This is a genomic window from Pseudomonas sp. NC02 (assembly GCF_002874965.1).
Lineage (GTDB): Bacteria > Pseudomonadota > Gammaproteobacteria > Pseudomonadales > Pseudomonadaceae > Aquipseudomonas.
Genome location: NZ_CP025624.1, coordinates 3,492,048 through 3,503,064, shown reverse-complemented (window position 1 = coordinate 3,503,064; position 11,017 = coordinate 3,492,048). Strand labels below are relative to the sequence as shown.

The window sequence follows — 11,017 nt, the reverse complement described above, 5'->3', positions numbered from 1 at the left end:
GGGGTCCCGGACTACAACGTGACATTGCACAACTGCTGACTCACTGCCCATAAGCGTTCGGCCTGCTCCGGGTCGACAGCCCAGGGCCATACGCCGTTACGGCTGGTGTCATCCTGCGACGAAGCGGCCACATCGCAATCTTCGCAGTAGAGTCCGCCCATGCCCTCCAGTTGCGGGCTGACAGCGCACCACACCGAGGTCGCGGCGCCTTGCTCGGGGCTCTTGTAGTGACTGGCGCGGCGGATATTGCCGTGCTCATCCAGTGCGCCGACGAATGCCAGGTCGTCCTTGTCCAGGTAGCGGATCAGGTCGGTGAGGATTTCCCCCGGGTGTACGGAAAATGCGCGCACACCCTCCGCTTTACCTCGTCGGTCCAGTGCTACCGCGAACAGTGCGTTGGCGGTTTTTGATTGGCCGTAGGCGAGCCACTTGTCATAGGGGCGGTGTTCAAATTGCGGGTCATCGAAATGCACAGGGCTGAGACGATGGCCGAGGGATGATACCGAAACCACTCGTGCGCCATTAGCCTCACGCAGCGCCGGCCACAACCGCGCGGTTAGCTGGAAGTGGCCCAGGTGGTTGGTGGCGAACTGCGCTTCGAAACCTCGCGTATCCCGTTGCAGTGGTGTGGCCATGATTCCGGCGCTATTGATCAGAAGGTTCAATGCCCGGTCGCTGGCGAGGAAGTTTTCGGCAAAACGGTCGATGGAAATCGGGTCGAGTAAATCCAGGCTGGCGTGTTCAACACCGATGATGCCCGAGAGGTTGCGTTCGGCCTTTTCAGGATCCCGCGCGGGAACGATCACCTGCGCACCCGCGTCGACCAACACGCGAACCGTTTCCAGGCCAATGCCGGAGTAGCCACCGGTGACAATCACCGTCTTGCCTCGCAAATCGCTGCCCGCCAAGGCTTGCTGGGCGGTAGTGCCGGCATCGAAGCCGCTGCCAATTGGGGTTTGTTTGTCAGCCATGAAAGATCTCCTTATGGGAGGCCTAGAGTCTCTCGCTGGAGCCCGGACGCGGAATGCCCTAGAGTCCGTGTTTCTGTCGCGATCGTCCGGAGCTTTTATGGATACCCTTTCCGATGTGCTGGCACTGTTAAAAAGCCATCGCTCGACCTTCGCCGGCCTGAAGGCTGGGGGCACCTGGGCCATTGACTTTGCGGCGCCGGATGGCATCAAGTTCAACGCGGTGGTGGAGGGTAGTTGCTGGCTGGAAGTGGAAGGGCTGGCAGTACCGATACGCTTGTATGAGGGAGATTGTTTCCTGTTGACCCAGGCACGCCCGTGGAGGCTGTCCAGCAATCTGTGCCCTGAAGGACTCGATGCACGTGAGGTGTATGCCGACGCGGTGGGCGGCATCGCCACGTTGGGGGACACGGTGGATCTGTTTTTGATCGCCGGGCGCTTTATCTACGGGGACGACGCCCGACTGTTGCTGGATAGCCTGCCGCCGGTGTTGCGGGTGAGTGCCAACTCCGAACAGGCCGCCGTGTTGCGTTGGTGCCTGGATCGCCTGGCCCGGGAATACGCCAGCCCGTTACAAGGCGCGGCGCTGATGACCGAGCATTTGGCGCAAATGATGCTGGTGCAAATCCTGCGGCTCTATCAATCTTCCATGGGCACCCATACCACCGGCTGGCTGGGAGCCTTGACGGATCCAAGGCTGGCCCCGGTGCTGCGGGAAATTCACGCAGCACCCGCCCGGCGCTGGACATTGAGTGAAATGGCCGACGTGGCGAGTCAATCCCGCTCCACCTTCGCCTTGCACTTCAAGCAACGGGTAGGGCTGGCACCGCAGGAATACCTGACCCGCTGGCGTATGCACCTGGCGGTACAGGCCTTGAAAGCCAGCGACAACAGCGTGTCCACGATCGGCCAGTCCCTGGGTTATCAGTCAGACAGCGCTTTCAGCAATGCTTTCAAGCGCGTGATGGCTTGTTCTCCCCGGGAATACCGCGAGCGAACCCCACACAAGGAACCCAGTGATGAGCGAAATCCAGCAGCAGAAGGTCAAGGTCAACGGCATTGAGTTGAACGTGCACATCGCCGGCCCCGAGAGCGGCCCGCCGGTGTGGTTGCTGCATGGGTTTCCCGAGTGCTGGCACTCCTGGCGCGAGCAGATTCCGGCGCTGGTGGCCCAGGGTTATCGGGTGTTTGTCCCGGAAATGCGCGGCTATGGACAATCCAGCGCGCCGCCGGAAGTGGCCGACTATGACCTGCTGACCCTGTGCGCCGATATCCAGGGCGCCATGGACCTGTTCGGGCATCGCCGGGTCGTCATGATTGGCCATGACTGGGGCGCCGTGGTGGCCTGGCACCTGGCGTTGCTGGAGCCAGAGCGCGTCAGCCAGTTGGTGACGATGTCGGTACCGTTCGCCGGACGCTCCCGCAGGCCGGTGATCGAGATCATGCGCGAGCTGTACGCCGATCGCTTCAATTACATCCTGTACTTCCAGGCCCCGGGCGTGGCTGAAAAGGAACTGGATGCCGATATCGAGCGGACATTACGGCTGTTCATGCAGGACCAGGACGTTTTCCTGCAGAAGAAACCCGCCAGCGCGAAGCTGCTGGAAGGTGTGCCGCTGCCGGCCAAGCTCCCGGCCTGGTGCAGCCAGCAGGACCTCGACGTGTATGTTCAGACCTTCGCCAATGACGGCTTTCGCGGCCCGTTGAACTGGTACCGCAACTTCGAGCGCAACTGGCAGCGTACCGAGTTTCTCGCCGGCAGGCAGGTGCTGCAACCGACGCTGTTCCTGATCGGCGACCGCGACCCGGTCGGCGTGTTCGAAGCCCACACCCTCAAGCGCATGCCCGACGTCGTGCCGAACCTGCAACAAAGCGTCCTGGCCAACTGCGGCCACTGGATTCAGAACGAGCAGGGGCCCAAGGTCAACGAACTGCTGCTCGGGTTTCTAGGGCGAACGTGAACGTCGCGCCGCGTCCTGGCACATCGATCAGGCGGATTTCCTGACCGTGCAGTTGCAGGATCCGGTGCACGATGCGCAAGCCCAGGCCGCCATCGCGTCGAGCCCCACCAATGGTGAAGGCGCGCAGGAACAGACCTTCGCGCAGATCCGCCGAAATCCCGGGGCCGCTGTCGCTCACCGTGACTTCAACAAAACCGGACTTGGGGGCCAGGGTCACTTCAACTTCGCCATTGGGCGGTGTATGGCGCAGGGCGTTATCCAGCAGGTTGGTGAGTACCCGTTCGATCAGGCCCAGGTCGGCCAATACGGTTGGCACCACCGGCGGCAGGCTGGCGGTGAGGGTGATCGCCCGGGCTTCCGCGGTCAGTTCGAACTTCTGGAAAATGTCCTGCACCAGGTCGGGTATTGAAAAGCCTTCGATGACCGGCTGCACAAACCCGTGTTCCAGGCGTACCAGTTCCAGCAGCGACTGGGCCAGCCCGCCGACCTTGCGGCTCTGGTCGAGGGCGATGCCCAGGTAACGCCGGCGTTCCTGCGGGGTCAGGCTGGCGTCTTTCAGGGACAGGGTTTCCAGGTAGCCATGCAAGGAGGCCAGCGGTGTGCGCAGGTCATGGGAAATATTCGCGACCATCTCCCGGCGTTCCTGCTCTTGATGGGTGATGGCGCGCCACTGTTCACCCAGGCGGTTCTCCATCTGCACGAATGCGTGGTCGAGCACGGCGATTTCATCCTGGCTGGCAACCTCGGGCGCCACGGCCTGCGGGACTTTCGGTGCGCCGTTGATGTCGAACTGGCCGACCTTCTCGGTCAGTTGCCGCAAGGGCCGGGTGATCCAGGCGAACGCGGTCAAACCCGCGAGCAAGCACAACAATGCCACCAGGGCGATGGACCACAGGGCGATGTTCAGTGCCATGCCGGTGGCATCCCGGGCGTCGAACACATCATGGGCTTCGCCCAGCAGCACCACATACAGGTAGCCGGCCTGCTGGCCGTTGACCCGCAGCGGCGCGGCGCTGAACACCTTGAGGCCGTCGACGCTGCGTGGGTCGTCGCCGAGGATCGGCAGCATCGCGCCGCTGAGGAAACGGCGCACCGGTTCCAGGTTGACCTGGTCGCGGCGCAGGTGGCCGCTGGGCGCAGCGTTGCCGACCACGCGCCCGTTAATGTCCAGCAGGTACACCTCGACACTCGGGTTTACCAGCATCAACTGGCTGAACAGGTTGCGCACCGCGTCCGGCTTGAGACCGTCGGCGTCCATCAACTGCGTATCCCGGGCGATGTGCGCGGCGAGGTCGCGGGACAGGCCTTGCACCACTTCCAGTTCATGCATGTGGTTGGAGCGCACTTGCAGCCAGGCCGACGTGCCGCTGCAAATCAGCAGCAACAGCGCGAACACCAGGGACAGGCGCTGGGTAAGGGTCAGCCTCATGCCGATTGCTCGGCAAACTTGTAGCCACGGCCCCACACCGTGAGGATGCGCGCCGGGTTGGCCGGATCGGCCTCGACCTTGGCCCGCAGGCGGTTGATATGGGTATTGACGGTGTGTTCGTAACCTTCGTGGCTGTAGCCCCACACGGCGTTGAGCAGGTCCATGCGCGAGAATACCTTGCCCGGTTGGCGGGCGAAAAAGTACAGCAGGTCGAATTCCCGGGGCGTGAGGTCCAGCCGCTGGCCTTGCAGGGTGGCGTCACGGGTCAGCGGGTTGATGAACAACTGGCCGAGGTCGAGGCTGCCGGCGTCCATCTTCAAGTTGCGCGCCATGGCGTCGACCCGGCGCAGCAGCGCCTTGACCCGCGCCACCAGCTCCGGCATGGAAAACGGCTTGGCCAGGTAGTCATCCGCCCCCAGTTCCAGGCCGAGGATGCGATGCAGCTCGCTGGAGCGGGCACTGGTGATAATGATCGGCGTGTAGCGCGTCATCGCCCGGGCCCGCCGGCAGATCTCCAGGCCGTCGACGCCGGGCAGCATCAGGTCCAGGATCAACGCATCCCAGCCGCCTTGCTCCAGCAGGCGCAGGCCTTCGTCACCATCGGCACTGTGAACCACCTCGAACTGCTCGTCCCGCAGGTGCAGGCAGATCAAATCGGCAATATGGGCATCGTCCTCGACCACCAGGACACGTTTGGGCTGATCCATTGATAAAAACCTGTCTTCTTGATTCGCGCATTGTGCGGCTTTTGCAACAGTGTAGTTATCACGAATTGTTTAACTCTGCGTGAGGATTCCGCGACCACCCCGGGCCTAACCTTACTCATCGCAATGGCAAAAGTACGCCCTCCTCGCCACAGTTTGTTTATCAGCCATAGGGGCTTCGCCAGCCATCCGCACTTGTGTGAGGAGCAACTCATGTATTCACGTCGACAGATCCTGCTCGCCGGCGGCGGCCTCGGCCTCGCAGTAATCGCCGGTGGCCTGCTGCAAAAAATCAACGCCGGCCCCGCCCTGATCGCCGAAGCCGAAGCCGCCGAACATTTCGAAGTCAGCCACACCGACGCCGAATGGCGCACCCTGCTGACCGCCGAGCAGTACGCGATCCTGCGGGAGGAGGGCACCGAACGCCCCTACAGCAGCGCCCTTAACAGTGAACACCGCAACGGCACCTTCGCCTGCGCCGGTTGCGCTTTGCCCCTGTACGCCTCAGCCACCAAATTCGAAAGCCACACCGGCTGGCCCAGCTTCTGGCAACCCCTGGAAAACGCCGTGGCCAGCCACGTCGACACCTCCTTCGGCGTGGTACGCAAGGAAATCCACTGCCGCCGCTGCGGCGGTCATCAGGGCCACGTGTTCGATGACGGCCCGGCACCCACCGGCCTGCGCTACTGCATGAACGGCGCAGCCATGACGTTCACCGCGACTTAATTCAATGTCTTCCTATAAGGGTCTACCCCATGTGGCTTTTGGTTCTCGCATATCTGGGCGGCGTGCTGACGATTGTCAGTCCCTGCATCCTGCCGGTTCTGCCTTTTGTCTTCGCTCGCACCGGGCAGCCGTTTTTGCGCAGTGGCTTGCCGCTGCTGCTGGGGATGGCGATGACCTTCGCCCTGGTCGCCTCGCTCGCGGCGGTGGGCGGCGGTTGGGTGGTGCAAGTCAATCAGTACGGTCGCTGGCTCGCGTTGCTGTTTGTTGCGCTATTCGGGCTGACGCTGCTGCTGCCAAGCCTGTCCGAGCGCCTGACCCGGCCGCTGGTGGCCGCGGGCAGTCGCCTGTCGGAAGCCGCCGGGGCCGATTCGCGGCCGCGTCCGGGCGCATCGTTCCTGATCGGCGTGGCCACCGGGCTGCTGTGGGCGCCGTGCGCCGGGCCCATCCTCGGGCTGGTGCTGACGGGCGCCGCGCTGCAGGGCGCCAGTATCGGCACTACCTTGCTCTTGCTGGCCTACGCGGCAGGGGCTGCCACCTCCCTGGCCTTGGCGCTGCTGGTCGGCGGTAAAGTCTTCGGTTTCATGAAGCGTTCGCTGGGCGCTGGTGAATGGCTGCGTCGTGGTCTCGGCGCCCTGATGTTGGCCGGTGTGGCGGCCATCGCCCTGGGCCTGGACACCGGGATCCTGGCGCGCCTGTCGACGGCGTCAACCGGTGGCCTGGAACAAAGCCTGGTGGAGAAACTCAGCGCCAAGCCTGAACAGAAGAGCGGGGCGATGATGGCCGGCGGCGCGATGATGGCCGCCAACCACAGTGACACGCTGCCAGTGGAAGGCCAGTTGCCGCCGCTGGACGGTGCCGTGCAATGGCTCAACTCCGAGCCACTGACTGCCGAGGCGTTGAAAGGCAAGGTGGTGCTGGTGGATTTCTGGACCTACTCCTGCATCAACTGCCTGCGCACCTTGCCGTACGTCAAGGCCTGGGCCGAGAAATACCGCGACCAGGGCCTGGTGGTGATCGGTGTGCACGCTCCGGAATTCGCCTTCGAACGCGACGTGAACAACGTCACCAAGGCCATGAAGGACCTGGGCATCACTTACCCGGTGGCCATCGACAACAACTACAAGATCTGGCGCGCCTTCAACAACCAGTACTGGCCGGCGCATTACTTTGCCGATGCCAAGGGCCAGATCCGCTATCACCATTTTGGCGAGGGTGACTACGCCGAGTCCGAGCGAGTGATCCAGCAACTGCTGCGGGAGGCGGGCGCTACCAAGGTGGCGGGCGGCTTGATCGAAGCCGATGCCAAGGGCATCCAGGCCGCACCGGACATGAACGAAGTGCAGTCGCCGGAAACCTACCTGGGCTTCCAGCGCGCCGAGAACTTCGTGACCACCGGCACCCTGGGCACCGACAAGGTGGTGAACTACCCGGCAGCCGGCAACCTGGCCTTGAATAACTGGACCCTGGAAGGCCCATGGAACGTCGGCGGCCAGCAAGCCACCCTCGCAGCGGCCAACGGCAAGATCGTCTACCGCTTCCACGCCCGTGACCTGCACCTGGTGCTGGGCCCGGGCGCCGACGGCAAGCCGGTGCGCTTCAAGGTCAGCATCGACGGCCAGGCGCCGGGGGATGCCCACGGCACCGACGTCGCACCGGATGGCAGCGGCACCGTGACCGAACAACGCCTGTATCAACTGGTGCGCCAGCCGGGCGCGGTCAAGGACCGGACCTTCACCATCGAGTTCCTGGACCCGCAAGTGGCGGCCTATGCCTTCACCTTCGGCTAACCCATAGCGAAATTTGGCATGGTTAACCCGATCATGTAGGAGCTGGCTTGCCTGCGATAGCGATGTTGAATTCACCACCTCAATCGCAGGCAAGCCAGCTCCCACAGTTGACCGCATTTATCCTGATGTTTCGGAGTGACTGAGATGAAACTGCTTAAGTACTTACCGGCCCTGGCGTTCGCCGCCTTTGTCGGCCACAGCTCGGCGTTCTCCTTCGGCCCGTCCGACGACGCCGTGGCCATCGCGCCGCCGGCCATGGACCTGCCGGCAGACGCGAACAACCTGCAAACCGCGGTCTTCGCCGGCGGCTGCTTCTGGGGCGTGCAGGGTGTGTTCCAGCATGTGCAAGGGGTGAAAAACGCCGTCTCCGGCTATGACGGCGGCGCGGCGAGCACCGCGCAGTACGAAAGCGTCAGCGGCGGCGACACCGGCCACGCCGAGTCCGTCGCCGTGACCTACGACCCGAGCAAGGTCAGCTACGGCAAGCTGCTGCAGATCTACTTCTCGGTCGCCCACAACCCCACGGAACTCAACCGCCAGGGCCCGGACAGCGGTACCCAGTACCGCTCGGCGATCTTTGCCCAGAACGCCGAACAGCAAAAAGTCGCCCAGGCCTACATCGCCCAGCTCGACGCCGCGAAAGCCTTCGACAAGCCGATCGTGACCAAGATCGAGATGGGCAAAGCCTTCTACCCGGCGGAGTCCTATCACCAGGACTTCCTGACCGAAAACCCGTCGTACCCCTACATCGTGATCAACGACCTGCCAAAGGTGGCCCAGCTGAAAAAATTGTTCCCTGAGCAGTACCGCGCAGAACCGGTACTGGTGAAAAACCAGTAGACCTATGATCGTTCCCACTCTCGACGCTCGTTCCCACGCAGGACGATCGTTCCCACGCTCTGCGTGGGAACGCCGCCAGGGCGCTCTGCGTCCGCTCTTGAAGTCGTGACGCGGAGCGTCACCGGATTCATTCCCACGCGGAGCGTGGGAACGATCAGCGTGGGAACGATTATCAGACGACTTCAAGGTAGGAGCTATGAATCGCCCGCGCCAACTCCCGCACGGTGTCGATAAAATCCGTCAACCGGCTATGCAGCCCATCCTCCAGAATCTCATCAATCCCCGTATACCTCAGCCGCGCCTCAAACTCCGCCGCCAAACGCTGGGCCGTACGCCCATAACTCCCCGGCAGGTCCGCCAGGATATGGCTCAACTCCTCGATACACGCATGCAACGAGCGCGGCACATCACTGCGCAACAGCAACAACTCCGACACCGACCGCGCATTCAGCGCATTCGGGTACAGCTCGGTATACGCCTCAAACGACGACAGCGCCCGCAACAACGCGCTCCACTGGTAATACCCGCGTGCCGAAAGGTCGCTGACTTCCTCGGACTCTTCCCCAAACATTTCATACCGCGCGTCCAGCAACCGCAACGTGTTATCCGCCCGCTCGACAAACGTCCCCAGCCGAATAAACCGATACGCATCGTTACGCATGATCGTCCCGGACGTCGCCCCACGAAACAGGTGCGAGCGCTGCTTCACCCAGTCACAAAAGTGGCTGATGCCATGCCGCGCCAACCCGCCGGCCGCAATACTGCGCATCTCCAGCCAGGTGGCGTTGAGGTTTTCCCACATATCAGCCGTGATCCGCCCCCGTACCGCATGGGCATTACCCCGTGCAGCCCGCAGGCAATTGTAGATACTGGCGGGGTTTTCCTCGTCGAGGGCGAAGAAGTGCAGCATGCGCTCGGCGTCCAGTTGCTGATGGCGCTCAAGGTAACTGTCCAGGGTGCCGCTGCTGAGCAGCGACATGGCCAACTCGTCCAGCCCGTCACTGCGCCCGGCCTGGGGCATCAACGACAGCGAATAACTGACTTCCAGCATGCGCGCCAGGTTCTCGGCACGCTCCAGGTAACGGGACATCCAATACAGATCTGCGGCGGTTCTACTCAGCATACTCAGCCCTCCACCACCCAGGTGTCCTTGGTTCCGCCGCCTTGCGACGAGTTGACGATCAATGAGCCTTCGCGCAGCGCCACGCGGGTCAAGCCACCGGGCACCAGGCGGGTTTCCTTGCCCGAGAGCACGAACGGTCGCAGGTCGATATGCCGCGGCGCGATGCCGTTTTCGACAAATGTCGGGCAAGTGGACAGGCTCAAGGTCGGTTGGGCGATGTAGGCGTGAGGGCGGGCCTTGATACGCTGGCGGAAGTCCTCGATCTCGGCCGCGCTGGACGCCGGGCCCACCAGCATGCCGTAGCCGCCGGAACCCTGGGTTTCCTTGACCACCAGTTCCGGCAGGTGCGCCAGTACGTGGGACAGCTCATCCGGCTTGCGGCACTGGAACGTCGGCACGTTTTGCAGGACCGGCTCTTCATCCAGGTAGAACCGGATCATTTCCGGCACGTACGGGTAGATCGACTTGTCGTCCGCCACGCCGGTGCCGATCGCATTCGCCAGCACTACGTTGCCCGCGCAGTACGCCGCGACCAGGCCGGGCACGCCGAGCATCGAATCGGGGTTGAAAGCCTGCGGATCGAGGAAGGCATCGTCGATGCGGCGGTAGATCACATCCACGGCCTTGGGGCCGTCGGTGGTACGCATGAACACCTTGAGGTCGTGCACGAACAGGTCGGCGCCTTCCACCAGCTCCACGCCCATTTCCCGGGCCAGGAATGCATGCTCGAAGAACGCGCTGTTAAACCGGCCCGGCGTCAGCACCACCACATTCGGGTTGTCCAGGCGGCTGGAGCTTTTCAGGGTCTTGAGCAGCAGGTTGGGATAGTGGTCCACCGGGGCGATGCGTTGCTTGGCGAACACCTCGGGGAACAGGCGCATCATCATCTTGCGGTCTTCGAGCATGTAGCTCACGCCGCTGGGGGTACGCAGGTTGTCTTCGAGCACGTAGTAGGTGCCGTCGCCATCGCGCACCAGGTCGACCCCGGAGATGTGCGAGTAGATATCGCGGTGCAGGTCCAGGCCGACCATGGCTTTCTGGTATCCCTCGTTGCCCAGCACCTGATCGGCGGGAATGATCCCGGCCTTGATGATGCGTTGGTCGTGGTAGATGTCGGCAAGGAACATGTTCAGCGCATTCACCCGCTGGATACAGCCACGCTCGATGACACTCCACTCACTGGCGGGGATGCTGCGGGGGATGATATCGAAGGGGATCAGGCGCTCGGTGTCTTGCTCGTCGCCATACAGGGTGAAGGTGATCCCCGCGCGGTGAAACAGCAGGTCGGCTTCACGGCGGCGCTGGGCCAGCAGTTCTGGCGGCGTGTTGGCCAGCCAGCGGGAGAATTCCTGATAATGCGCACGGCAAACGCCTTGTGCGTCATTCATTTCATCAAAGAAAGATCGAGCCATTCCAATTACCTTGTCAGTGCCGGGACTAACTGCGCTTTGGCACTGCCGCTTTAGAAAACGCATTTTT

General features: G+C 62.8%; 10 protein-coding genes. 5 read left to right on the top strand and 5 right to left on the bottom strand.

All coding sequences use genetic code 11. From position 1 onward, the window contains the following. Window positions 1-11: 11 nt before the first annotated feature. Window positions 12-971 carry an oxidoreductase gene (locus C0058_RS16650; protein ID WP_102369111.1) on the bottom strand — a complete coding sequence of 320 codons (960 nt, stop codon included), beginning with the start codon at window positions 969-971 and terminating at the stop codon, window positions 12-14. Between the two features lie 97 nt (window positions 972-1,068). Here C0058_RS16650 and C0058_RS16645 point away from each other — a divergent pair, with 97 nt between their 5' ends. Together C0058_RS16645 and C0058_RS16640 are read left to right on the top strand one after the other, a co-directional pair. Further along, complete coding sequence (locus tag C0058_RS16645; protein ID WP_102369110.1) at window positions 1,069-2,031, top strand: AraC family transcriptional regulator; 963 nt, start codon at window positions 1,069-1,071, stop codon at window positions 2,029-2,031. After that, window positions 1,988-2,929 (top strand): alpha/beta fold hydrolase, encoded by a 942-nt coding sequence (locus C0058_RS16640; RefSeq protein WP_102369109.1) that lies wholly within the window; start codon window positions 1,988-1,990, stop codon window positions 2,927-2,929. Before C0058_RS16645 ends, C0058_RS16640 begins: the two co-directional genes overlap by 44 nt. Here the strand turns inward: C0058_RS16640 and C0058_RS16635 are convergent. Further along, window positions 2,892-4,358: a HAMP domain-containing sensor histidine kinase gene (locus C0058_RS16635; protein WP_008433761.1), complete on the bottom strand. Its 1,467-nt coding sequence runs from the start codon at window positions 4,356-4,358 to the stop codon at window positions 2,892-2,894. The two genes, C0058_RS16640 and C0058_RS16635, sit on opposite strands and share 38 nt — an antisense overlap. Beyond that, the gene (locus C0058_RS16630) at window positions 4,355-5,065 is read right to left on the bottom strand and encodes a response regulator transcription factor (protein ID WP_003217086.1); all 711 of its coding nucleotides are present in this window, start codon (window positions 5,063-5,065) and stop codon (window positions 4,355-4,357) included. Before C0058_RS16630 ends, C0058_RS16635 begins: the two co-directional genes overlap by 4 nt. A 210-nt stretch (window positions 5,066-5,275) precedes the next feature. Here C0058_RS16630 and msrB point away from each other — a divergent pair, with 210 nt between their 5' ends. The 3 genes from msrB (at window position 5,276) to msrA (ending at window position 8,415) form a co-directional block, all read left to right on the top strand. Next, window positions 5,276-5,788, top strand: a complete 513-nt coding sequence (gene msrB, locus C0058_RS16625) for a peptide-methionine (R)-S-oxide reductase MsrB (protein ID WP_003217084.1) — start codon at window positions 5,276-5,278, stop codon at window positions 5,786-5,788. A gap of 29 nt (window positions 5,789-5,817) precedes the next feature. Then, window positions 5,818-7,575 carry a cytochrome c biogenesis protein DipZ gene (locus tag C0058_RS16620; protein WP_087692313.1) on the top strand — a complete coding sequence of 586 codons (1,758 nt, stop codon included), beginning with the start codon at window positions 5,818-5,820 and terminating at the stop codon, window positions 7,573-7,575. 144 nt (window positions 7,576-7,719) lie between these two features. After that, on the top strand, window positions 7,720-8,415 hold the full coding sequence (msrA, locus tag C0058_RS16615; RefSeq protein WP_008433754.1) for a peptide-methionine (S)-S-oxide reductase MsrA: 696 nt from the start codon (window positions 7,720-7,722) through the stop codon (window positions 8,413-8,415). Between the two features lie 172 nt (window positions 8,416-8,587). Here the strand turns inward: msrA and C0058_RS16610 are convergent, their stop codons facing one another. Both C0058_RS16610 and C0058_RS16605 read right to left on the bottom strand, forming a co-directional pair. Next, entirely contained in the window at window positions 8,588-9,538 is a 951-nt protein-coding gene (locus C0058_RS16610) for an alpha-E domain-containing protein (RefSeq protein ID WP_003217078.1), read from the bottom strand. A gap of 2 nt (window positions 9,539-9,540) precedes the next feature. Further along, a complete protein-coding gene (locus C0058_RS16605; RefSeq protein ID WP_003217076.1) occupies window positions 9,541-10,950 on the bottom strand; it encodes a circularly permuted type 2 ATP-grasp protein in 1,410 nt (469 codons plus the stop codon). Window positions 10,951-11,017: the final 67 nt, after the last annotated feature.

What these genes read in the sequence shown, in the direction of transcription:
- C0058_RS16640 (WP_102369109.1), top strand. Translation starts at nt 1,988, where the DNA reads ATGAGCGAAATCCAGCAGCAGAAGGTCAAGGTCAACGGCATTGAGTTG.
- C0058_RS16650 (WP_102369111.1), bottom strand. Translation starts at nt 971, where the DNA reads ATGGCTGACAAACAAACCCCAATTGGCAGCGGCTTCGATGCCGGCACT.
- C0058_RS16635 (WP_008433761.1), bottom strand. Translation starts at nt 4,358, where the DNA reads ATGAGGCTGACCCTTACCCAGCGCCTGTCCCTGGTGTTCGCGCTGTTG.
- msrA (WP_008433754.1), top strand. Translation starts at nt 7,720, where the DNA reads ATGAAACTGCTTAAGTACTTACCGGCCCTGGCGTTCGCCGCCTTTGTC.
- C0058_RS16620 (WP_087692313.1), top strand. Translation starts at nt 5,818, where the DNA reads ATGTGGCTTTTGGTTCTCGCATATCTGGGCGGCGTGCTGACGATTGTC.
- C0058_RS16645 (WP_102369110.1), top strand. Translation starts at nt 1,069, where the DNA reads ATGGATACCCTTTCCGATGTGCTGGCACTGTTAAAAAGCCATCGCTCG.
- C0058_RS16610 (WP_003217078.1), bottom strand. Translation starts at nt 9,538, where the DNA reads ATGCTGAGTAGAACCGCCGCAGATCTGTATTGGATGTCCCGTTACCTG.
- C0058_RS16605 (WP_003217076.1), bottom strand. Translation starts at nt 10,950, where the DNA reads ATGGCTCGATCTTTCTTTGATGAAATGAATGACGCACAAGGCGTTTGC.
- C0058_RS16630 (WP_003217086.1), bottom strand. Translation starts at nt 5,065, where the DNA reads ATGGATCAGCCCAAACGTGTCCTGGTGGTCGAGGACGATGCCCATATT.
- msrB (WP_003217084.1), top strand. Translation starts at nt 5,276, where the DNA reads ATGTATTCACGTCGACAGATCCTGCTCGCCGGCGGCGGCCTCGGCCTC.